This is a genomic window from Streptomyces sp. NPDC001678 (assembly GCF_042892945.1).
Lineage (GTDB): Bacteria > Actinomycetota > Actinomycetes > Streptomycetales > Streptomycetaceae > Streptomyces.
In genome coordinates this window covers 68,293-89,238 of sequence record NZ_JBIAUP010000003.1, presented here as the reverse complement: position 1 = coordinate 89,238, position 20,946 = coordinate 68,293, and the positions used below count along the sequence as shown (strand labels likewise).

Here is a 20,946-nt window from a genome sequence, read left to right as displayed (position 1 = left end):
TTGATCGCCTTCGTTCGAACTGTCCTGTACGGAGCCGAATGCAACCAGACTGGTTTCCGGCCTCTGCCAGCCTCCGGAACCGAGCAACGTGGTCCTGGGCTGCTCGGTTCCACTCCTTCGGGGCCGTCTGGGACGACGCTTAGGCGCAATTGCGTTGTGCCCGAGGCGCCGACTTCGGCCGCGTTTAGGAGCGCGTGCGGGTTACCAGCTGGCCGACCAGCGGGAGTGGTCCGCTAGGCGGCGCAGGGTGTCGAAGGACAGCACCCCATGCATCTCCAAATCGACCTTGGTCTCGCGGATAGCCTGCGCAGCGGCCTTGTCGAATGTTGTAGCGAGCCGGCCGCACAGCTTGCCCGTCGACAGCTGCCGCAGCTCGTGGTGTGCTGGGGGGCGGTGCCGGCTGAGGTACTTAGTAGCGTTCTCCTTGCCGCGAACACGTTCCAACAGGATGGCGCAGAGGGCGGGGGCCTCCTTGGTGGCTACGTCGCCAGTCTGGGCGTACAGGGCCGCAGCCGACTTGGCGAGGCTCACCAGCGCGTAGCCCGCCCGGTCCTCGACGAGCGAGTAGCCGACCCGGTCGTCCAGCGCGAGCGCCGCCAGACCGGCCGACGTCTGGGGCTCCCCTTCGTCTCGGAGCGAGATCGAGAACTCCACCAGGAACGCCCTGACGGCCCCGTGGTAGTCGTCGTAGGTCTTCAGCCGAGGCGCGAGTCCCCTGGCGAAGGCACCAGTTCGCTGCTCCCCCTCCAGGCGGAGCGCCCGCAGTAGAGACACCCGTGACTCCAGGACCTGCTGGCCGGTGCCCTTCACCGCCCCTCTGGCCGCCCACACCGACTCAGGCGCTGACAGGGAGCGAGACAGCAAGTAGGCGTCGCGATAGCCCTCGAGCGTCGCAGCCTTCCTTACCAAGCGCATCCCGCCGGCCTGGCCCACAAGTTCGTAGACCTTCTCGGCGCTTCCCTCCTGGTGCAGGTAGTCGACCACCGTCGCGGCAATCGACGGGTGCCGGCAGTAGACGCGGTTGCCGGCAAAAGTCACTGCAGCCTCCCGGCCGAGCGTCTGAAGGATCTTTCCGTCGGCGAAGGCGGGGTCGAGCCCCGCCATGGCCGCGATCACCGACCTGCTGGCCCCCTTACCGCGGTTGCCGTCCTTGTCCAGCGCGTGCTGCATCACGCAGATGCCCCCGAAGATGTCGCCGAGGTCGACGGAGTCGGTCAGTTTGATCTCGTGCAGCTTGCGCACCAGATCCTCCACACGGGCGCCCAGATCCGCCCCGTACCGGACGTCGAGAACCGCCCCGAAGAGCGTGTTGCTCTCGGCGGCCATGACGCCGGCCGACGTCGTGAGGCGCTCCGCGACGGTCTCGACCTCTGGGCTCCTGCCTGGCAGCAGCCCAAGTCCCTGCCAGGTCAGGGCGATATTCCTGGCGTCGCCGTCGGTGATGCCGTGGAACAGAACGTCGTCGATCCACGGTCGCAGTGTCGAACCGGCGCCCTGCCACCACAGCCGGTCGTGACTGGCAAGCAGAAAAGCGATGCCCGACCCCTCGGCCGCCCAGACGTCCTTCGTGGACACCATGTCGTCCATGATCAGGTCGGCCTCGTCGACACAGATCAGGGTCTTCCCGGCCGCACGAACGTCGTTCAGCCACGCCTTGGTCAACACCGGCGCGCCTGGTTCCCGCCACAGCACGTTCCACTCCGGTCGTGAGCCCGCCAACGCGTGCGCCACTTGACGCAGGGCCAGGGACTTGCCCTCGCCGAGCGGGCCGATGGCCACCGCGCCGCCGCCACCGCCGACCCGCAGGCACTCGACCACCTTCTGCTCCAGGGAGACCGTTGAGCTGAGGACAGGCCAGCAGCCAGGCGCGGCGTCCGCCCACACCGGCTGGCTGCCCTCTGCGAAGGCCCCTGGCTGGTACGAGGCCGAGTCAACCAAAATGCGCGGAACTCGTGAGTAACCGAAGGGAGAAGAGGTCTTGTCGGTTTCCGCCTCGTGCCGCTCCGGCTTGTCGGTGAACAGCTCGTGTCCATCGACGCCGAGGTAGAGGGTGAAGCCGGGCGCCTCCACGAAGTCACCGATAACGCCGCTTGTCACAGCGGCGGCATCCGTCTCATATGCGGCCCAGAGAACCTCGGCCTCCAGCAGATCAGCCTTGTTGTTGAGGACCTGGCTGCGCAGGCTCCTCATGAAGCCGTCGAGCCACCCGCTGTAGCCCACGACGAGTACGACCGAGTTAGTGAGTAGCCTCCTCAGCAGGTCGTCCAGTCCGGGGCGGTCGGAGGTGATCCTCGTCGGGGCGTTGCTCGTCGCCGAGCCAGTCCAGTAGCCGTGGATGTGCAGCACGGGCTGGGCGATGGCTTCCTGCAGCTGCTGCATTGTGGGGGTGGTGTCGGTTGGGATGGGGATGGGGACCGCGGGAACACCGGCCTGGCCGAGGGCGATCTCGATCAGCGGGTCGAAGTTCGTGGTGATGATCGGGCCCCGTACCCGCCCGCTCAGCGATGCGAAGAACTGAGCGAACCGCTGGTACCCGCGAGGAATGAGCCAGTTCCCCGTCCTTGCGTGCTCCCGGCAGCGCTCCTCGTCCCTGGCAACCTCCGCCACGTCCTTCTCGGGCACGTCGGGGCATGCCTGGAGCACAGCCGTCCGGATCGCCCGCATGACTGTGTGCTCACCTGCTTGCCTGGTCAAAACTGCTGCCGCGCTCTGGTACCTGACGCCGGGGTCCGGGGCGTCTGCGACGGTCGCGTCGAACCTGGCCAGGCCTGCCTTCGGCACGTGGTCCCGGAAGATGTCCGTGAGCTGGGGGACGCCGGGGAGGACCTCGCTGCTGATCCCCGAACCGAACACGGTGACAAGGCGACGATCGGCCTCCTCGGCCAAGAGCTGAAGGCGGATCTTGAGGTCGGTGATATCACCGAAGTCGATAGGACCCATGAACCGATCCAACCACTGCGACTGGGGAGGTGCACCTCTCGTAGCGCCCTCCGCCACACGAATGGTTCCAAGCCACCTCTGAACGGCTTGAGTGCGCCGAACGCCCAGAGGGCGGCGGGACTTATGATTGGCTCGTGTCGGTCCGAGGCGGAAGGGACGCCACCATTGACTTCGTTGCAGCTCGCCATCACGGCGATCCTCACCGTCACCGGCATCGCACTGCAGATCTGGTCGTCCGCGCCGAACCGAGCCGAACGGCAGTACGCCCTTCAACTCCCTTCCGTCCTGCTGTACTCGCTCGCTGCGGCGCTCTTCCTGTTCTCGATCTTCCCGGCTTCGCTGACGGAGGGCAGGGCGTTGGGGTTCGGCCTCAGCGGTGCGGCGGGTTTCGCCGCCTTCTTCATGTTGATCTCCTTCACTTGGCTCGCGAAGACCCGCCGACGGGATGAACTGACTGCCCAGTTGAAGAAAGCCCAGCGCGAGAACACGGCTCTGCAGCGGCAGTTGGCAGCCGAACGTCCTACGGGGGAAGGCCAGCGCCCGCTCGCGCAGTCCACCCGGTACGAGATCCCCCTGCGCGGCAGTAGGCGGCACCGTATCGGCGTGGTTACCGGAAATCTTGCGAATGTGCTCGGCGTCGACGTGTGGGTCAATCCAGAGAACACCCGCATGGAGATGTCCCGCGTCGACGAGCCGACCGTCTCCGCTGTGATCCGCTACCACGGGGGCCGCCGGGACGACGCCGGGCATATGGTCGACGACGTCATCGCCAAGGAACTCGCCGAGCGGATGGACGGGCGGCAGTACGTGTCGGCTGGCCAGGTGCTGGTCACCGGGCCGGGCGAGCTGCTGGAGAGCCATCAGGTCCGGAAGATCGTGCATGTTGCCGCGGTCGAGGGGGAACCCGGCTCGGGCTACCGCCAGGTGATGGACCTGGCGCGGTGCGCCCGCAACATCCTGGCTGAGGTTGACCGGCTCGCCGAGGCTGGGGAGCCATTGCGCTCGGTCGTCCTGCCGCTGCTGGGAACCGGCGGAGGCAACAGCGATCTGCACGGCACCGTGGACACCCTGCTGGCAGCCACCATGAGCTACTTCGAAGCCCATCCGGCGTCGCGCATCCGGGTTGTCTATCTGCTGGCCTACACGGACGTGCAGGAGGCCGTCTGTCGGACCGCCCTCGACGTGTGTCCCGAGCTCTCGACGGAGGCCTGAGCCGCGTATCGTCGTGAGGCTTGGCAGCCCGAGCGATGCCCGTTTGGGCGGTGGAGGGCTACGTCTTCACCTCGCCCACAGGCGAGCCGCTCAACCCGAACACTGACTACCACAAGTAGAAGGACCTGCTGAAGGCCGCCAAGGTCCGCGACGGCCGCCTCCACGACGCCCGGCACACCGCCGTCACGGTCCTGCTCAACCTCGGCGTCCCCTACGCGATCGTCGACGCCGTCATGGGCTGGGAGCCGGGCAAGTCGGCGCGGATGCGGCGCCGCCGCTACCAGCACCTGACGGGACGGGCCCTTCAGGACGCCACCCACAAGGTGGGCGGGCTGTGGTGGGGCACGCCGGTCCCCGCGGCCTGATGTGTGTTCGCCCGGTGTGGTGGGGCCCCGCGCCTGTGGCGGTGGGGCCTCGTCGCGCCGCATGTGATCACAGCTGCGCATGGTCTAGCCCGGATGGTTGTACTCCAGCCAAAAAATGGCAATGGTTTTCGGCTACCGTTGATATGAAAATCATTTTCACTTACGTTGAATGGGTCCCGCACGCCGAAGTGGCCCACAGCGCCACCGGCACCGCACGAAGGAGCCCCCCATGCTCACCGCCGCCATCTCCCGATTTCCGCGACCATCCGCACGGACCGCCCTCGTCACCGCCGTGGCAGCCCTGACGGCCGCGACCGCCACCGCCTGTTCGACTTCGTCCTCCTCCGATGCGAAGACGAGCGGCAGCACGTCGGCCGCGAGCGGATCCGGTGCGGGCGGGAAGATCGAGGTGGTGGCGGCGGAGAACTTCTGGGGCAGCATCGCCGCTCAGCTCGGCGGCGACCGCGTCCACGTCGCCAGCATCATCAGCAACCCGGACACCGACCCGCACGACTACGAGCCCAAGGCCGCCGACGCCCGTGCCGTCGCCGGGGCCCGGTACGCGATCGTCAACGGCATCGGCTACGACGCCTGGGCCGACAAGCTCCTCGCCGCGAACCCCGCGAGCGGGCGCACCGAGCTCAAGGTCGGCGACCTCGTCGGCGTCAAGGAGGGCGGCAACCCGCACCGCTGGTACTCGCCGGACGACGTCCACAAGGTCATCGAGAAGATCACCGACGACTACAAGAAGGCCGACCCGGCCCACGCCGCCTACTTCGACCAGCGCCGGACCGCCTACGAGAGCAAGGACCTCGCCCCGTACACCAAGCTCATATCGGAGATAAAGAGCAAGTACACGGGCACTCCGATCGGTGCCTCGGAGTCCATCGTCACCCCGCTCTCCGAGGGACTCGGGCTGAAGATGCTCACACCCGAGACGTTCCTCGACGCCATGAGCGAGGGCACCGACCCCACGGCCAAGGACAAGGCCACCATCGACGACCAGATCAAGAACAAGCAGATCAAGATCTACGTCTACAACAGCCAGAACTCCACGCCGGACGTGCAGGCGCAGGTCAAGGAAGCCAAGGAGGCTGGCATTCCGGTGGCCACGGTGACGGAGACGCCGACCCCGGGCAACGCCACCTTCCAGCAGTGGCAGACCGCCCAGCTCCAGGGCATCGCAGAGGCCCTGGCCAAGGTCGCCGGGCGATGATCGAGGCCATGGAGCCGGCAGCGCGGGCCGACGAGGCCCGGATCCCCGCCCCTCGGCAGGCGGCCGCACCCGTGCTCGAGCTGCGCGACACCGCCGTGCGGGTGGGTGGTCGCACCCTGTGGGCAGGGGTGAATCTCACGGTCGGGGCAGGGGAGTTCGTCGCCGTCCTCGGCCCGAACGGCGTCGGCAAGTCCACCCTGGTCAGGGCGGTGCTCGGGGCGATGCCGGTCGCGGCGGGCGAGGTGCGCGTCCTGGGGGCCCGGCCCGGCGCGGCCGGCCGTCGCCTCGGCTATCTGCCGCAGCGCCGCAGCTTCGACGCTTCGATGCGGATCCGTGGCATCGACGTGGTCCGCCTGGGCCTGGACGGCGACCGCTGGGGCGTGCCGCTGCCCCTTCCCGGCCCGCGTCGCCGCGCCGCCCGCGAACGCGTCGCCGAGGTCATCGAGTTGGTGGGGGCGACCGCCTACGCCCACCGGCCCGTCGGAGAGTGCTCCGGCGGTGAACAGCAGCGGCTCCTCATCGCGCAGGCGCTCGTCCGGCGACCGCAACTCCTTCTGCTGGACGAGCCGCTGGACAGCCTCGACCTCACTCACCAAGGCAGCATCGCCGCGTTGATCGGACGCATCTGTCACCAGGAGGGCGTAGCGGTGGTGATGGTGGCGCACGACGTGAACCCGATACTGCACCACCTCGACCGGGTCGTGTACCTCGCCGAGGGCGGCTCGGCCACCGGTGCTCCACAGGACGTGATCAATTCCGAGACCCTGACGGGACTGTACGACACGCCGGTCGAGGTGCTGCGGGCATCGGACGGGCGGCTCGTCGTGGTCGGCCGGCCCGATTCCCCGGGAGGCGGTTGTGGTGCCCGCTGACCCGCTCTGGTCGTGGAACGTCGTGGCCGACGTCCAGCAGATGTGGTCGTACCCGTTTATGGTCAACGCTTTCCGCGTGGGCGCGATCGTGGCCGTGGTCTCCGCCGTCGTCGGGTGGTTCGTGGTGCTGCGGCGGCAGACGTTCGCCGCGCACACCGTCTCCGCCGTCGCCTTCCCCGGTGCCGCGGGGGCCGTGCTCCTCGGCGTCGGCGCGGTCTTCGGCTACTTCGCGGTCTGTCTCGCCGCGGCCCTGGTCCTCGCGGCTCTGCGCGATACCGGCGACCGTGCGGAATCCGCACTGACCGGAACCGTCCAAGCCTTCCTCCTCGCCTGCGGGTACCTCTTCACCGTCCTCTACAGGGGACTGCTGGAAGGGCCGCAGACGATCCTCTTCGGCACCTTCCTCGGCATCACCGCCGACCAGGTCACCGTCCTGCTCTGCGTGGGCGTCGCCGTCCTCGCGGTGCTGGCGCTCATCGGCCGGCCGCTGCTCTTCGCCTCCGTCGACCCACGGGTCGCCGCCGGACGAGGAGTTCCGGTGCGGGCGCTGTCCATCGCGTTCCTCGTGCTGGTCGGGGCGGCGACCGCCGAGGCGAGCCAGATCACGGGCACGCTGCTGGTCTTCGCCTTGCTGGTGATCCCCGCCGCCACCGCGCAGACCCTCACCGCCCGTCCGGCGGTGAGCCTGCTGCTGGCCGTGGCGCTGGCCCTCGCGGCCACCTGGGCCGGGCTCATCGCCGCCTACTACTCGCCCTATCCGCTGGGGTTCTTCGTGACCTCCTTCGCCTTCGCCGGATACGTCCTCGCCCGGGGAGCCACCCTGGGAGCCGCCCTGGGAACGCGTGCGCTGCGCGCGGCCTCGCCGGGCCGGCCGGTCAGGGAGGTCGCCTCATGACCGCGCTGTCCCAGCCGTTCTTCCAGCACGCCCTCCTCGCCGGGACGCTGGTCGCGGCCGCCTGCGGCATGGTCGGCTACTTCCTCGTGCTGCGCGCCCAGGTCTTCACCGCCGACGCGCTGAGCCACGTCGCGTTCACCGGCGCCATGGCCGCCCTCGCGTTCGGCGTCGACCTGCGTCTGGGACTGTTCGTCGCGACGATCGTCATCGCGCTGCTCTTCGGCGTGCTCGGCCGGCGAGCCCGTCCGGACGACGTCGTCATAGGGAGCGTCTTCTCCTGGGTCCTCGGCCTGGGCGCGTTCTTCGTCACCCTCTACACCACCTCCCGCAGCACAGCCGACGGCCCTGCCGGCGTCAGCGTCCTGTTCGGCTCGATCTTCGGTATGTCCGCGGCCCATGCCACCACTGCCGCCCTGCTCGCGGCGGGTGTCTGCCTGGTGACGCTGATCGCCGCCCGCCCGCTGCTGTTCGCCACGGTGGACGAAGCCGTGGCCGCGGCGCGTGGCGTTCCGGTCCGGCTGCTCGGTTACGGCTTCCTCGCCGTGGCCGGGGCCAGCGCCGCCGAGGCCACGCAAGCGGTCGGCTCCCTGCTGCTGCTCGGCCTGCTCGCCGCCCCTGCCGGAGCCGCGATCCGGCTGACCGCCCGCCCGTATCGTGCCCTTGCCCTCTCCGTGGGTCTTGCGGTGACGGAGATGTGGGCGGGATTGTTCGCCTCGTACGCGGTACCGCGGATGCCGCCGAGCTTCGCCATCATGGCCACGGCCACCGCCGTTTACGCCGCCACCTTCCTCATACGGCGCCCCGCCCCGCGTACTGGCTGAAGGCTGAGCGGAGGAGCGCCGCGATGGCAGACGACCGGCAGCAGGCAATGACGACGACGCACGACACCGTGCACGACATGGCGCTGATCGGCCGCGCCACACAGCAGCGTGCGGTGGTTCTGGGGGCCCTTGTCGTGGCGGAAGGTTTCATCAGCGCCCAGGCCCTGCACAAGCGGCTCGTGGCCGACGGCTCGTCCGTCGGCCTCTCCACCGTCTATCGCACCCTGACCGCGCTGGCCGAGGCCGGGCGTGCGGACATCTTCCGCGACACCAACGGCGAGCGGCTCTTCCGCCACCGCCCCGGCCCCGACCACCGCCACTACCTGATCTGCACCGAGTGCGGCCTCAGCCTGCCCGTCGAATCCGGCCCTGTGGAGAAATGGGCGGACCGGATCGCCCGGACCTCCGGGTTCGCCGACGTCCGGCACGCCGTCGAACTCTCCGGCCGCTGTCCTGACTGCCTCCGGGAGGAGGAGCGGGCACAGACGCCCTGAAGATCAGTGGTCGTCCCAGTGCCCCTCGTGCCGGGCGTGACGGTGCCCGTCGTGGACGTAGTCCACGTGGTCGCCGTGGGGCACGGCGACGTGCCCGCATTCCGCACCGTGCTGGTGCGCGTGCTCCTGGTGAACGGTGTGGCCGGTGGGCTCGCACTCGTCGGTGTGGTTCTCGTGTACGCGGTGCAGGTGCCCGTCGTGCACGTAGTCGACGTGGCCCTCGTGCGGCACGGCGACGTGCCCGCACTCCACACCGTGCTGGTGAGTGTGGTTCGCGTGAGAAGTGTGCGCGCTGGTCAGCATGGCGAAGCCTTCCTTCTCCCCCGCGTGATCGGATCTGTCCGACGGGAGAGCCTGCCCTTCCAGTGTCAGCCGCGCCGGGGATTCACGAAAGTCGCCGGAAGTCGGCTGGAAACACGCCGTGCGACAGAAGGTGACCCGGACATCGAGCGGCCACCGCCACCCCGCGGCCGCCCGACGTGCGGCTCCGGCTGCACCTGCGGTCCGGGCTGCAGCTGCGGATGCCAGTCCGGCGGCTCGTGCCAGTGCGGCGGTTAGCCGACCACCGCCCCAGTGTGCCGAGGGAGCACAACGAGACGGACATCGGTGTCGTTTCGCTGAGTGCCGTCCCGCCGGGGCGACCCTGACGGGACAGCTGACAGCTGACAGCCGGGCCCGGGGCCCTGGCCTCATGCGCGGGCTGTCTCCAGCCCGTGGTCGTGCTCGCAGGTGTCCTCATCCAGGCCGTGGGCGTCCCAGGCGGGGAAGGGGTCGGGCCATGACGTCTGCGACTCGTCCGGCCGTACGAGGCAGGCGGACAGCGCCTGCCGCAGTGCCTCGGGACGCAACTCCGTACCGATGAAGACGATTTCCTGCCCCTGCCCCTGCCCCTGCCCCTGCCCGTCCTGCCCGTCCCGCTCGCGGGCGCCGGCGGGCTCGAACCGGGCCACGGCCCCGGCCTGCGACCACAGCCCGGTCACCCGGTCGCGCCCGGCCAGCCAGAAGAACCCCTTGGAACGCAGCACTCGGCCGTAGGCCCCGGAGTCGAGCTCCTCGGTGACGAACGTCCACAGCCGTTCGGGATGAAAGGCCCTCCCGGCGCGGAAGACCGTCGAGGAGATGCCGTACTCCTCGGTCTCGGGGGTGTGGTCGCCGTTGAGCTCCCTGACCCACCCGGGCGCCTGCTGGGCGCGCTCCAGGTCGAAGAGACCGGTGCCGAGGATCGCTGACGGGTCCACCCGGCCGTGCTCGGTCGGCACGACGCGGGCGGCCGGGTTGAGGCGGGCGAGCGCCGCCCGGAGCCGGGCGGCGTCCGCCGTGTCCACCAGGTCGAGCTTGTTGACCACGATGACGTCGGCGAACTCGATCTGGTCCATGAGGAGATCGCTCACCGTCCGCTCGTCGTCCTCGTACTGGTCGAGGCCGCGTTCCGCCAGGCCGTCGCCGCTCTCGAGCTCGGGGAGGAAGTTCGCGGCGTCCACGACGGTGACCATGGTGTCGAGCCGGGCGAGGTCGCCGAGGGTCGCGCCGTCGTCCCGGGGGAAGGCGAAGGTGGCGGCGACGGGCATCGGTTCGGAGATCCCGCTCGACTCGATCAGCAGGTAGTCGAAGCGTCCTTCGCGGGCCAGCCGGTCCACTTCCTCGAGGAGATCGTCCCGCAGGGTGCAGCAGATGCAGCCGTTGGTCATCTCGACCAGGCGTTCCTCGGTCCGCGACAGCGCGCCTTCTCCGCCCCGCACCAGCGCGGCATCGATGTTGATCTCGCTCATGTCGTTGACGATCACGGCGACGCGCAGCCCGTCGCGGTTGGCGAGGACGTGGTTGAGGAGGGTCGTCTTGCCCGCGCCGAGGAAGCCGGAGAGGACAGTCACCGGCAGCCGGTGATCGGTCATGGACCTCAGCCCTCCGGGCGCAGCAGCCCGCGCTCGTACGCCTTCACCAGGCGCTGCGGAACCAGATGCACGGCGCCCTCGACGGTGACCGGCACCAGGTGGGGCGTGCTCGCCTTCCACTGGGCGCGGCGGTGGCGGGTATTGGAGCGGGACATCTTCCGCTTGGGCACGGCCATGGGAACGGGACCTCCGTCGTCGGGTGCGTGCCGCCACGCTATATGAAAACGGAAACCATTACCAACGGTGGGGGCCGGCCGGGGGTGCTGCCGACCCCAGGGGTCGGCGCGCGGTGGGGCTGCGGCGTTCGATGGGGATGGCGTGGCGCCACGGCTGACGTCGTCTGTGATCGACGCCACGTCTTCGGAGTGAGCGGCGAGCGGCGAGCGGCGTGTGGCGCTGGTTGATCGCTCCCGCGCCCGGAACGGCGGGGGCTCGGCGCGACCGCAACCAGAACTGCGGCCAGGGAACGCCGAAGGCCCCGGCCGGTTTCCCGGTCGGGGCCTTCGGTAGTGCCCGGTGAGGCACTGGCGGAGGATACGAGATTCGAACTCGTGAGGGGTTGCCCCCAACACGCTTTCCAAGCGTGCGCCCTAGGCCTCTAGGCGAATCCTCCGCCGCAAACAATACAAGACTCCGAGGGGTGCTCGCGAACACGTGCTCTCGGGAGGGGGTGGGAGGGAGTGGGGAGGGGCGAGGGGTGGCCGAGCACCCCCGGCGATCCGCTACGCTGGGGGCAAGCCCCTCACGTGGCGCTATCTCACCCAACTCCCCCAGGGCCGGAAGGCAGCAAGGGTAAGTGGGCTCTGGCGGGTGCGTGAGGGGCCCTTGTGTTTTCCGGGGTCCCGGCGGGCCGGTGTGAGGCCGGGTGCGGGCCGGGAATCTGTGACGGAGGCCACTTGTCAGTGGGGCCCGATATCGTCGTAGGTGTGTCGTCCCTCGCGCTCTACCGCCGCTACCGTCCCGAGTCCTTCGCCGAGGTCATCGGGCAGGAGCATGTCACCGCCCCGTTGCAGCAGGCCCTGCGGAACAACAGGGTCAACCACGCGTACCTGTTCAGCGGCCCGCGCGGCTGCGGCAAGACGACCAGCGCGCGCATCCTCGCCCGCTGCCTGAACTGCGAGAAGGGCCCGACGCCCACGCCCTGCGGGGAGTGCCAGTCCTGCCTCGACCTCGCGCGCAACGGGCGCGGGTCGATCGACGTCATCGAGATCGACGCCGCCTCGCACGGTGGTGTGGACGACGCCCGTGAGCTGCGCGAAAAGGCCTTCTTCGGCCCCGCCGCCAGCCGCTACAAGATCTACATCATCGACGAGGCCCACATGGTCACCTCGGCGGGCTTCAACGCCCTGCTGAAGGTCGTCGAGGAGCCCCCGGAGCATCTGAAGTTCATCTTCGCGACGACCGAGCCCGAGAAGGTCATCGGCACGATCCGTTCGCGTACCCACCACTACCCGTTCCGGCTCGTCCCGCCCGGCACCCTCCGTGAGTACCTGGGCGAGGTCTGCGGTCAGGAGAAGATCCCCGTCGAGGACGGCGTCCTGCCGCTGGTCGTCCGCGCCGGCGCCGGCTCCGTGCGTGACTCGATGTCCGTCATGGACCAGCTCCTCGCCGGCGCCGCCGAGGACGGTGTGACGTATGCCATGGCCACGTCCCTCCTCGGCTACACCGACGGCTCCCTGCTCGACGCCGTCGTGGACGCCTTCGCGGCCGGCGACGGCGCCGCGGCCTTCGAGGTCGTCGACCGCGTCATCGAGGGCGGCAACGACCCCCGCCGCTTCGTCGCCGACCTGCTGGAGCGGCTGCGCGACCTGGTGATCCTCGCCGCCGTCCCGGACGCGGCCGAGAAGGGCCTCATCGACGCCCCGGTCGATGTCATCGAACGCATGCAGGCCCAGGCCTCCGTCTTCGGCGCCGGCGAGCTCAGCCGCGCCGCCGACCTGGTCAACGAGGGCCTGACCGAGATGCGCGGCGCCACCTCCCCGCGCCTCCAGCTCGAGCTCATCTGCGCGCGCGTGCTGCTGCCCGCCGCCTTCGACGACGAACGGTCCGTACGGGCCCGTCTCGACCGCCTGGAGCGCGGCGCCGCGACCGCGGCGGCGGCCTTCACCCCCGCGCCGCCCGGTACCGCTGTGGGCTACGTCCCGGGTCCGGACGCCCACGCTCACGCCCATGCCCATGCCCCTGCTCCCGCTGCGGCTGCCCCCGCTGCCGCTGCCGCCGCCGGGCTGTCCGGCCCGGCGGCGGCACGCGCGGCGGTGGCCGGGGGCGGCGCCGCCGCCCCGGCCCAGGGCGGGCCGGGTGCCCCTGCGGGCGGCTCCGGCGGCCAGGCCGGTGCGTGGCCCACAGGTGCCGCCCCGGCGGCTCAGGGCCCGGCGGCGGGTGCTCCGCAGACCGGCGCCTGGCCGGCGGGGGCGGCCCCGGCCGCTCAGGGCCCGGCCGCGTCGGCCGCCGCCGGACCGGACGCCCCGGCAGCGAGCGGCCCGCAGACCGGCGCGTGGCCGACGGCCGCCGCCGCTCCTGCCACCCCCGCCCCCCAGGGCCAGGCCCAGGCCCCTGCCGCCCCGCAGGGATCGGGCTCCGTGCCCGGTACCTGGCCCACCGCTGCCGCGCCCGGCTCGGCCTCCGCCCCGCAGGCCGGCGCGTGGCCCGCAACCGCCCAAGCCCCCGCTGCCCCGCAGGTGGGCCCGCAGGCCGGTGCCTGGCCGACGAGCGCCGCGCCCGGCGCGCCCGCCGCCCCGGCCCCCGCCGCGCCCACGGGCGGGCCCGTGGGCGCCCCGCAGGGCGACGCGAGCCAGGCCCGCCAGCTCTGGCCCAACATCCTGGAGACGGTCAAGAACCGTCGCCGTTTCACGTGGATCCTGCTCAGCCAGAACGCCCAGGTCGCCGGCTGCGACGGCATCACGCTCCAGGTCGGCTTCTCCAACGCCGGCGCGCGCGACAGCTTCGCCAACAGCGGCAGCGAGGACGTCCTGCGGCAGGCCCTCGGCGACCTCGGCCTCCAGTGGAAGACCGAGCTGATCGTCGACCCCTCCGGCGGCGGCGCCAACCCGCCCGGCGGCGGCTCCGGCGGCTTCGGCGGTTCCGGTGGCGGCTTCGGCGGCTCCGGCGGTGGCTACGGCGCCCCCGCGGCCGCCCCGGCCCCCGCCTACGCCCGCCCGCAGGCCCCGGCCCCCGCTACGGCAGCGCCCGCCCCCACCCCGCAGCCCGCCGCCGCGCCCGCTCCGGAGGCCCGTCCGGCCCCCTCGGCGGCTTCGGCGGCCCCGGCCTCCGGCCCGGCGCAGCGGTACGGCGGCGGGGAGCCCGAGGCCCCGCCCGTCGCCCCCGAGGACGACATCCCCGCCGAGGACGACCCGGATCTCGACGACACCGCCCTGACCGGCCACGATCTGATCGTGCGCGAGCTCGGCGCGACCGTCATCGAGGAAATCGCCAACGAGTAACGGGCGAGAACGGGCCGGAAGACGGGCGGGAAACGGGCGGGAAAACGGCCGAGAACAGGCGAGAAGTAGCCCACCGGCGCTCATCGGCGGACATGAAGCCGCAGGTCAGGAGCGCGCGCAGCGCAAAGCGCACCCACGCGCCCGTTCTCCTTCCTGCGGCGTAGGGCGTACCGCCCGGTGAGCACGTAGGCTCGGGCTACCGAAGCATCGGATGTGTTCGGAAGCTTCGGAAGCATTGAGTCGTCGAGAGCCAGGAGCGAAACCGTGTTCCCCGGTGGTCAGCCCAACATGCAGCAGCTGCTCCAGCAGGCCCAGAAGATGCAGCAGGACCTCGCCAAGGCCCAGGAGGAGCTGGCCCGCACCCTCGTGGACGGCACGGCCGGCGGCGGCCTGGTCAAGGCCACCGTCACCGGTGCCGGCGAGCTCCAGAGCCTGGTCATCGACCCCAAGGCCGTCGACCCGGAGGACACCGAGACCCTCGCGGACCTCGTCGTGGCCGCCGTGCGCGACGCCAACGAGACCGCCCAGAAGATGCAGCAGCAGAAGCTCGGCCCGCTCGCCCAGGGTCTGGGCGGCGGTGGCGGCATCCCGGGCCTCCCGTTCTGACGCCACTGACACCCACGAACTGAAGCCGAAGAAGCCGAAGAAGACGAAGAAGGAGAACCCGATCCGTGTATGAAGGCGTGGTCCAGGACCTCATCGACGAGCTGGGCAGGCTGCCCGGCGTCGGTCCCAAGAGCGCGCAGCGGATCGCCTTCCACATCCTTCAGGCCGAGCCCGCCGACGTCCGCCGGCTCGCCCACGCCCTGACCGAGGTGAAGGCCAAGGTCCGTTTCTGCGCGGTCTGCGGCAACGTCGCGCAGGAGGAGCGCTGCCGGGTCTGCCAGGACCCGCGCCGCGACACCACGGTCATCTGTGTCGTGGAGGAGCCCAAGGACGTCGTCGCCATCGAGCGGACGCGCGAGTTCCGCGGCCGCTACCACGTGCTCGGCGGGGCGATCAGCCCCATCGAGGGCGTCGGCCCGGACGACCTGCGGATCCGCGAGCTGCTGGCACGGCTCGCGGACGGCACGGTCACCGAGCTGATCCTGGCCACCGACCCCAACCTCGAGGGCGAGGCCACCGCCACGTACCTCGCGCGCATGGTGAAGCCCATGGGGCTGAAGGTCACCCGGCTGGCCAGCGGACTGCCCGTGGGTGGGGATCTCGAATATGCCGACGAGGTCACGCTCGGCCGTGCCTTCGAAGGGAGAAGACTTCTCGATGTCTGACGCAACGCTGCACGACGCCAAACGCGATCCGGACGACTTCGCCGTCTCGCTCGCGGACTCGATCGAGAGTTTCATCGTGGCCGTCACCGAGGTCTCCCGAGGCGACGAACCCGACAGCGCCGTGCCCTTCCTGCTCCTGGAGATCTCCCAGCTCCTCCTCACCGGCGGCCGCCTCGGCGCGCACGAGGACTTCGTCCCCGACGAGCGCTACGAGCCGGACGTCGGCCCCGAGCCGGACGTCGACGAGCTCCGTGAGCGGTTCGCCACCATGCTCGACCCCGTCGACGTCTACTCCGAGGTCTTCGACCCCTACGTCCCGCGCACCGCGCCCGTGGCCTCCCGGATCTCCGACGACCTCGCCGACATCATCACCGACCTCCGCCACGGCATGGCCCACTACCGTGACGGCCGCGTCAGCGAGGCCCTGTGGTGGTGGCAGTTCTCCTACCTCTCCAACTGGGGCCCCACCGCCTCCGCCTGTCTGCGCGCCCTCCAGTCGCTCGTCGCGCACGTCCGCCTCGACCAGCCGCTCGCCGAGCTCGACGGCCTCGACACGGACGTCATGGCCCCGGAGGAGCAGCTCGCCGAGGAAGCCGGCCGCGTCATGGCCGCCGAGATCGGCGGCCCGATGACCATGCGGGCCCGCAGCGTCTCCGAGGACGCCTAGGCAGGCAGGCGGGGCGGGCGGGGCGGGCGGTCCCGGGCCGGGCGGCTACGCCCGGCAGTTGGCGACGGTGCCGCCCACGCGGTTGTCGACGCGGCAGGTGTTCATGCCCGCGCCGCCGTCGACGGTTCCGTGCGGGCCGACGACGAGGGCCGTGCCGCCCGGGCCACGGATGATGTCGTCGCCCTCACCGCCTTCGACGGTGGCGGGGTTGACCTGCCCGATCTCCGGCACCTCGATGACGTCGGCGCCCGGACCCCCGTCGATGCTTCCGGTGTTCGTCTCGGTGCCACCGAAGGCGCCGGTGCGAATGGTGTCGTCGCCCTCGCCGCCGCGGATGTGAAGCTGGTGGCCGTACCCGCCGCCCTCCACCCTGTCGACGGTGATCGAGTCGTTGCCCTTGCCGCCGTCCACGTCGCCGTCCGCGCTTTCTATGACGATGGTGTCGTCGCCGTCACCTCCCTGGACGACGGAGCGGTCGAACCGCCCGCTCTTGTCGAGCTCGGTGACACGGATCGTGTCGTTGCCCGCGCCGCCGCTGATCGTGCTGTTGACGGCGACCGTTCCGGTCTCGATGATGTCGGCGCCGTCACCGCCGCTGACCGTTCCCAGGACGACGCCGCCGGTGGAGATCGTGTCGTCGCCCGCCCCTCCGTCGATGTTTCCTCTGACGTTCTCGTCACCGTACTGGTCGCCCTTGCCGGTCACGGTGATCTCGTCGTCGCCGTCACCGCCGTTCACGCTGCCGGACAGGACCTGGTGGACGATGATGATGTCGTCGCCGCCCAGGCCGTTGACCGTGCCGCGGACGATGCCGTTGAGGGAGATATCGATGATGTCGTTCCGGTCGGTGCCGTTGAGAGTCGCGCCGGCGGGGATCCCCTGCGTGCAGACGATGCGCTCGCCGCCGCCGGAGAGCGGATAGCGGACGCAACCGGGCGGATCGGCGGGGGCGGCGGGGGCGGCGGGGGCGGTGGTGGTGGCCGCGTGCGCGGGTGACGCCGACAGAGCGGCGGTCACGGCGAGGGCGAGGGTGGCGGAGAGTCTTCTGAGGTTCACCGTCCTCACACCGCCCGGCAGTTGACGACGGTCCCGCCGAGGCGGTTGTCGGTACGGCAGAGGTTGTCGCCCTTGCCGCCGTCCACGGTCCCGTACGGGCCGAGAACGATCGCCGTACCGCCCGGCCCCTGGATGACGTCATCGTCGTCGTCCCCGGAGACCGTGACGTACCCGGCCTGCCCGGCGGACGGCACCTCGATGAGGTCGGCTCCGGCACCCCCTCGGACGTACGTGCTGCGCGATGTGGAGTCCGCGCCGACCGCCCCGACGTGGATGACGTCGTCGCCCTCGTCCCCGTCGACGGTGGCGGGTTTGGGGAGGCGGGAGTCGATGGGAGCCGTACTGCCCACCGTGATCGCGTCCGCACCGGGCCCGCCGTGGACCGGGCCGCCCAACGACCCGACCGCGATGGTGTCGTCGCCCGGCCCGCCGTCGATACGGCTCGTCTTGTCGTACCCGGGCACGCGGTAGGCCGCGATGCGGAGGATGTCGTCCCCGTCGCCGCCGTCGACGCTGGTGGCGGTCACGGTGCCGGTGCCGATCACGTCGTTCCCGGCGCCGCCGTCGATACGCCCCCGGTACGACACGGAACCGGTGGTGATGGTGTCGTCGCCCGCGCCGCCGCGGATGGCGCCCTGGACGCTCCAGCCGTCCGTGTCGGTCACGGTGATCCTGTCGTCCCCGTCACCGCCGTCGATGCCACCGGCGAGGATCCTGTCGACGACGATGACGTCGTCCCCGCCGAGACCATTGACCGTGCCGGACAGATGGCCGGTGGCGGCGTCACCGCCCCTGACCTCGATGACGTCCGCCTTGTCGGTCCCGTCGAGGGACGTGCCGGCGGGGACGCCCTGGGCGCACACGATGTGGACGCCCCCGCTCGGCAGGGCGGTACGGGTGCAGCCGGGCGGATCGGCGGGCGCGGCGGTTGCGGCGGTTGCGGTCGGGGCCGCACCGGCCACGAACGCGAGGCCCACGACGAACGAGCCGACGGCTCTACGCACATGACGTACATGTCTGAAAGGCATTGCGCCAGCGTTCCCGTGGGTCCCTGACCTCACAAGCGCGGAATCGGACCCGCCGGATCCGTCACGTTGTGCAGCGTCTTCGGGTCCACGAACGGTGCCGCGCGGGTTGGCCGCGAGTACCAGAGCAACGGCCACGTGTTCCCCGTCAGGGCGGGCACGCCGATGTACGCGATCGTGCGCTTCCCACTGAACCACTGGACGCCCATGGGCCACGGGTACTGCCTCGCCGTACCCGGAGGCAGCAGGAAGTACGTCCAGCGGAACCCCTTCGCCTCGCACACCACCGGCCCCGGGTCGGGCGCGGCGCGTTCGATGAGCTGAAGGGCGAACTCTTCACCGAGCACGCCTTGGGCGCGCACCGCGTCGAAGTGCACGCCACAGCGCCACAGGTGGTGTCCTGACAGCGGAACCCACTCTGGACGGAAGGTAATTGTTGAGGTTGGGGGGTGAGTTTCGTCTTTCACGCCGAACACGATGGGTGATCGTGCCTAGCCTGACCAGTGACTGGAGGCGGACCCCCGGTTCGGTACGCCGCTGCCGGGGAATGCCGGGAGGGAGAAGCATGCCGGACGGCAGGCAAGCACGGTCCAAGTCGGCGACGATGCGGATGTTCGGCGCGGTGCTGCAGGCAGTGCGCAGACGCGCGGGCGTGAGCAGGGAACGACTCGCTGAGGCGGCGAAGTACTCGGTGGACATGATCTGCTCGGTGGAGCAGGGACGGCGCCAGCCGTCGAGCAAGCTCATCGACGCGGCGGAGGAGCTGTGCGATGGGGGAGGGCTGCTACGGGAGGCGGCGAAGCACATCGTGCAGAGCAAGTTCCCGGACTGGTTCGAGTCGTATGCGAAGTACGAGGCGGAGTGTGCCTCGCTGGGGATGTACGAAACCCATGTGATCCCAGGCCTGTTCCAGACCGAGGAGTACGCACGGGCGGTTTTCCTCAACGATCGACCGGTGCTCGACGAAGACGAGATCGAGGAGCGCGTCGCGTCTCGCATGGAGCGCCAGCGTCTGCTCCACCGAACCCCGGCTGCCATGATCAGTGCGGTCCTGGAGCAGGCCACGCTGGAGCGGTGGATCGGAGGTAAGGAAGTCATGCGAGGACAGTTGCGACGCCTGCTTGCGCTTTCGGACCTCCGAAACGTCGACATCCAGGTGATGCCAACCCAGAGGGGGGATCACGCAGGGCTTGCGGGGCACATGTACGTGCTCGAAACCCAGGACCAGGAGCGGTTCGTCTACTCCGAAGTGCAAAAAGGCAGCGTGCTGATGTCGGACCCGAAGGCGGTCGCAGACATGAACATGCGGTACGCCGTTCTGCGATCGCAGGCTCTGAGGCCCGACGACACGAGGAGTCTGCTGGAAAAGATGCTAGGAGACCTGTGAACCCCGAGACGCGAATATCGAGAGACCCGGATCTGCGCTGGTTCAAGTCCAGCTACAGCAGTGGTGAAGGCGGCGCTTGCGTCGAAGTCGCCTTCGCCTGGCGGAAGTCCAGCTACAGCAGTGACCAAGGCGACGCGTGCGTCGAGGTAGCCACCTGCTGCCCCGACACCGTCCACGTCCGCGATTCGAAGCTTGAGCTCCGAGCTCCGAGACTTGACGTGACGCCATCCGCCTGGGCGGCATTCACGGGTTTTGTAGCCGGGGCTTGAGACCCGAGCTCCGAGACCCGAGACCCGAGCGCTGTTTCTAAGGAATGGGTGGTGGGGGATATCTCCCACCCACCCTCCCAAGTCGCCCATACCACAAGTGTGGTGACTTGATGTGATCCGCTTGCGACGCGGAGTGCGGACGCCCTAGCGTGCCGCATAACAGACGACCCCGGCCGGTGCTGCGAACACCGATCCGGGGCCTGACCTGCTAGATCGAATGAGGCTTCGATCCATGGCTGTTGCTAATTCTAGTGCCGTCCTGCCTGCCCCCGCACACCCGATGGCCAATCCGGGCTACGGGAAGCGCATCGCGCCCGACGAGGCGCCGCGCACCGCAGACGACTTCGCACATCTGCCCAGGCGCGAGGCGTCGATCGCCGCGTTCATCGATCGGCTGCCCGAAGGGGCGGCGATGGACGCGAAGACGCTGGCCAAGGTCCTGCCGGACTACGGCCAGCAGGCGTGCCGCTCGGCGCTGCGGTACCTGCGCGAGGTCGGACATGTGTTCATGCGTCACCTGCCCAAGGTGACGAAGACCGGGGTACGCCGGGTGACACGTACGTTCTTCTCGCGCACCGCGCGCCCCGCCTCGTGGTGGGAACGGCTGCTGCGCGGCGACGTACCGACCGTAGAACAACCGGCTCCGGAATCGGAGCCCGCGTCCGAGCGGGTGCCGGAAGAACCCCGCCGCTCCCGCGCGTACCGCGCCCTCGCTTCCCTCGGTCGTGTCGACCCCAGACTGACGCTTTCCGCTGTCGAGTGCGCGGAACTCGAACCCCTCGCGGCGCAGTGGCTGGCGCTCGACGCGACCCCCGAACAGATGACGGCGGTACTGACGACCGGGCTGCCGTCGCCGCTCCGCCACCCGCCCGCACTCCTCCGCAACCGATTGGAGAAGAAGATGCCCCCTGTGCCCCTGAGATTCGTACAGGCCCACGACGACCGTTCCGCGCCGCGCGAGCCTGTCGCGTTCGCGAGCGACAACCTCCCCGACGAGGAGGACGCGGAGGCATGGTGGAACGGCCCGTCGCCCGACGAGGTCCGTAACCACGTCGACATCCTCCGCGCCGCCGCCGGCATCGCCCGTAAAGGCGGCGCATCATGACCGCGCCGCCCTTGGTGAG

Annotated in this window: 20 protein-coding genes, 1 tRNA gene, 1 other RNA gene and 1 pseudogene; 15 read left to right on the top strand and 8 right to left on the bottom strand. The window is 70.2% G+C overall.

Translation table 11 applies throughout. The annotated features are described in order from the left end of the window. Window positions 1-201 precede the first annotated feature (201 nt). The gene (locus ACFYZR_RS07180) at window positions 202-2,940 is read right to left on the bottom strand and encodes an SIR2 family protein (RefSeq protein ID WP_391906298.1); all 2,739 of its coding nucleotides are present in this window, start codon (window positions 2,938-2,940) and stop codon (window positions 202-204) included. Window positions 2,941-3,114: 174 nt separating this feature from the next. On the opposite strand from ACFYZR_RS07180, the gene ACFYZR_RS07175 reads away from it, so the two are divergent. The 7 genes and pseudogenes from ACFYZR_RS07175 (at window position 3,115) to ACFYZR_RS07145 (ending at window position 8,815) form a co-directional block, all read left to right on the top strand. Next, complete coding sequence (locus ACFYZR_RS07175) at window positions 3,115-4,152, top strand: hypothetical protein (RefSeq protein WP_391906296.1); 1,038 nt, start codon at window positions 3,115-3,117, stop codon at window positions 4,150-4,152. A gap of 26 nt (window positions 4,153-4,178) precedes the next feature. Continuing rightward, window positions 4,179-4,822: pseudogene (locus ACFYZR_RS07170) on the top strand (tyrosine-type recombinase/integrase); the annotation flags it as partial. After that, window positions 4,747-5,733, top strand: a complete 987-nt coding sequence (locus tag ACFYZR_RS07165) for a metal ABC transporter solute-binding protein, Zn/Mn family (protein WP_391906293.1) — start codon at window positions 4,747-4,749, stop codon at window positions 5,731-5,733. The pseudogene ACFYZR_RS07170 and the gene ACFYZR_RS07165, both read left to right, overlap by 76 nt. A gap of 8 nt (window positions 5,734-5,741) precedes the next feature. After that, entirely contained in the window at window positions 5,742-6,605 is an 864-nt protein-coding gene (locus ACFYZR_RS07160) for a metal ABC transporter ATP-binding protein (RefSeq protein ID WP_391906291.1), read from the top strand. Then, on the top strand, window positions 6,595-7,500 hold the full coding sequence (locus tag ACFYZR_RS07155) for a metal ABC transporter permease (protein WP_391906289.1): 906 nt from the start codon (window positions 6,595-6,597) through the stop codon (window positions 7,498-7,500). The genes ACFYZR_RS07160 and ACFYZR_RS07155 overlap by 11 nt, the downstream gene beginning before the upstream one ends. Next, window positions 7,497-8,321, top strand: a complete 825-nt coding sequence (locus ACFYZR_RS07150) for a metal ABC transporter permease (protein ID WP_391906286.1) — start codon at window positions 7,497-7,499, stop codon at window positions 8,319-8,321. The genes ACFYZR_RS07155 and ACFYZR_RS07150 overlap by 4 nt, the downstream gene beginning before the upstream one ends. Window positions 8,322-8,344: 23 nt before the next feature. Next, window positions 8,345-8,815 (top strand): Fur family transcriptional regulator, encoded by a 471-nt coding sequence (locus ACFYZR_RS07145; RefSeq protein ID WP_391906283.1) that lies wholly within the window; start codon window positions 8,345-8,347, stop codon window positions 8,813-8,815. 3 nt (window positions 8,816-8,818) lie between these two features. On the opposite strand, the gene ACFYZR_RS07140 is transcribed toward ACFYZR_RS07145, so the two are convergent. The 4 genes from ACFYZR_RS07140 to ACFYZR_RS07125 form a co-directional block, all read right to left on the bottom strand. Beyond that, window positions 8,819-9,118: a hypothetical protein gene (locus tag ACFYZR_RS07140; protein WP_391906280.1), complete on the bottom strand. Its 300-nt coding sequence runs from the start codon at window positions 9,116-9,118 to the stop codon at window positions 8,819-8,821. 386 nt (window positions 9,119-9,504) lie between these two features. Next, window positions 9,505-10,707 (bottom strand): GTP-binding protein, encoded by a 1,203-nt coding sequence (locus tag ACFYZR_RS07135; RefSeq protein WP_391906277.1) that lies wholly within the window; start codon window positions 10,705-10,707, stop codon window positions 9,505-9,507. A gap of 5 nt (window positions 10,708-10,712) precedes the next feature. Continuing rightward, the gene (gene rpmF, locus ACFYZR_RS07130; protein WP_391906274.1) at window positions 10,713-10,883 is read right to left on the bottom strand and encodes a 50S ribosomal protein L32; all 171 of its coding nucleotides are present in this window, start codon (window positions 10,881-10,883) and stop codon (window positions 10,713-10,715) included. A gap of 349 nt (window positions 10,884-11,232) precedes the next feature. Beyond that, a tRNA-Ser gene (locus tag ACFYZR_RS07125) sits at window positions 11,233-11,320 on the bottom strand. A 121-nt stretch (window positions 11,321-11,441) separates the two neighbouring features. Here ACFYZR_RS07125 and ffs point away from each other — a divergent pair. From ffs to ACFYZR_RS07100, 5 genes are all read left to right on the top strand, one after another. Next, window positions 11,442-11,536: signal recognition particle sRNA small type (gene ffs / locus ACFYZR_RS07120), an RNA gene on the top strand. A gap of 97 nt (window positions 11,537-11,633) precedes the next feature. Continuing rightward, entirely contained in the window at window positions 11,634-14,147 is a 2,514-nt protein-coding gene (locus ACFYZR_RS07115) for a DNA polymerase III subunit gamma and tau (protein WP_391906272.1), read from the top strand. 288 nt (window positions 14,148-14,435) lie between these two features. Continuing rightward, entirely contained in the window at window positions 14,436-14,753 is a 318-nt protein-coding gene (locus ACFYZR_RS07110) for a YbaB/EbfC family nucleoid-associated protein (protein WP_391907295.1), read from the top strand. A gap of 65 nt (window positions 14,754-14,818) precedes the next feature. After that, window positions 14,819-15,418 carry a recombination mediator RecR gene (recR, locus tag ACFYZR_RS07105; RefSeq protein WP_391906269.1) on the top strand — a complete coding sequence of 200 codons (600 nt, stop codon included), beginning with the start codon at window positions 14,819-14,821 and terminating at the stop codon, window positions 15,416-15,418. After that, window positions 15,411-16,085, top strand: a complete 675-nt coding sequence (locus ACFYZR_RS07100) for a DUF5063 domain-containing protein (protein ID WP_391906266.1) — start codon at window positions 15,411-15,413, stop codon at window positions 16,083-16,085. The genes recR and ACFYZR_RS07100 overlap by 8 nt, the downstream gene beginning before the upstream one ends. A gap of 45 nt (window positions 16,086-16,130) precedes the next feature. Here the strand turns inward: ACFYZR_RS07100 and ACFYZR_RS07095 are convergent, their stop codons facing one another. From ACFYZR_RS07095 to ACFYZR_RS07085, 3 genes are read right to left on the bottom strand one after another with little or no spacing between them, the layout of a single operon-like run. Further along, a complete protein-coding gene (locus ACFYZR_RS07095) occupies window positions 16,131-17,141 on the bottom strand; it encodes a calcium-binding protein (RefSeq protein ID WP_391906263.1) in 1,011 nt (336 codons plus the stop codon). 5 nt (window positions 17,142-17,146) lie between these two features. Next, the gene (locus ACFYZR_RS07090) at window positions 17,147-18,145 is read right to left on the bottom strand and encodes a hypothetical protein (RefSeq protein WP_391906260.1); all 999 of its coding nucleotides are present in this window, start codon (window positions 18,143-18,145) and stop codon (window positions 17,147-17,149) included. 53 nt (window positions 18,146-18,198) lie between these two features. Then, window positions 18,199-18,543, bottom strand: a complete 345-nt coding sequence (locus ACFYZR_RS07085; protein ID WP_391906258.1) for a hypothetical protein — start codon at window positions 18,541-18,543, stop codon at window positions 18,199-18,201. A gap of 188 nt (window positions 18,544-18,731) precedes the next feature. Between ACFYZR_RS07085 and ACFYZR_RS07080 the strand changes: the two genes are divergently transcribed. The 3 genes from ACFYZR_RS07080 (at window position 18,732) to ACFYZR_RS07070 (ending at window position 20,927) form a co-directional block, all read left to right on the top strand. After that, the gene (locus ACFYZR_RS07080; RefSeq protein WP_391906255.1) at window positions 18,732-19,553 is read left to right on the top strand and encodes a helix-turn-helix domain-containing protein; all 822 of its coding nucleotides are present in this window, start codon (window positions 18,732-18,734) and stop codon (window positions 19,551-19,553) included. A gap of 14 nt (window positions 19,554-19,567) precedes the next feature. Then, window positions 19,568-19,822, top strand: coding sequence for a DUF397 domain-containing protein (locus ACFYZR_RS07075; RefSeq protein ID WP_391907293.1), 255 nt, complete (start codon window positions 19,568-19,570; stop codon window positions 19,820-19,822). 280 nt (window positions 19,823-20,102) lie between these two features. Beyond that, window positions 20,103-20,927 (top strand): hypothetical protein, encoded by an 825-nt coding sequence (locus tag ACFYZR_RS07070; protein WP_391906253.1) that lies wholly within the window; start codon window positions 20,103-20,105, stop codon window positions 20,925-20,927. Window positions 20,928-20,946 lie beyond the last annotated feature (19 nt).

What these genes read in the sequence shown, in the direction of transcription:
- ACFYZR_RS07100 (WP_391906266.1), top strand. Translation starts at nt 15,411, where the DNA reads ATGTCTGACGCAACGCTGCACGACGCCAAACGCGATCCGGACGACTTC.
- ACFYZR_RS07135 (WP_391906277.1), bottom strand. Translation starts at nt 10,707, where the DNA reads ATGACCGATCACCGGCTGCCGGTGACTGTCCTCTCCGGCTTCCTCGGC.
- ACFYZR_RS07160 (WP_391906291.1), top strand. Translation starts at nt 5,742, where the DNA reads ATGGAGCCGGCAGCGCGGGCCGACGAGGCCCGGATCCCCGCCCCTCGG.
- ACFYZR_RS07080 (WP_391906255.1), top strand. Translation starts at nt 18,732, where the DNA reads ATGCCGGACGGCAGGCAAGCACGGTCCAAGTCGGCGACGATGCGGATG.
- ACFYZR_RS07140 (WP_391906280.1), bottom strand. Translation starts at nt 9,118, where the DNA reads ATGCTGACCAGCGCGCACACTTCTCACGCGAACCACACTCACCAGCAC.
- ACFYZR_RS07070 (WP_391906253.1), top strand. Translation starts at nt 20,103, where the DNA reads ATGGCCAATCCGGGCTACGGGAAGCGCATCGCGCCCGACGAGGCGCCG.
- ACFYZR_RS07180 (WP_391906298.1), bottom strand. Translation starts at nt 2,940, where the DNA reads ATGGGTCCTATCGACTTCGGTGATATCACCGACCTCAAGATCCGCCTT.
- ACFYZR_RS07110 (WP_391907295.1), top strand. Translation starts at nt 14,436, where the DNA reads ATGCAGCAGCTGCTCCAGCAGGCCCAGAAGATGCAGCAGGACCTCGCC.
- rpmF (WP_391906274.1), bottom strand. Translation starts at nt 10,883, where the DNA reads ATGGCCGTGCCCAAGCGGAAGATGTCCCGCTCCAATACCCGCCACCGC.
- ACFYZR_RS07150 (WP_391906286.1), top strand. Translation starts at nt 7,497, where the DNA reads ATGACCGCGCTGTCCCAGCCGTTCTTCCAGCACGCCCTCCTCGCCGGG.
- ACFYZR_RS07145 (WP_391906283.1), top strand. Translation starts at nt 8,345, where the DNA reads ATGGCAGACGACCGGCAGCAGGCAATGACGACGACGCACGACACCGTG.
- ACFYZR_RS07165 (WP_391906293.1), top strand. Translation starts at nt 4,747, where the DNA reads ATGCTCACCGCCGCCATCTCCCGATTTCCGCGACCATCCGCACGGACC.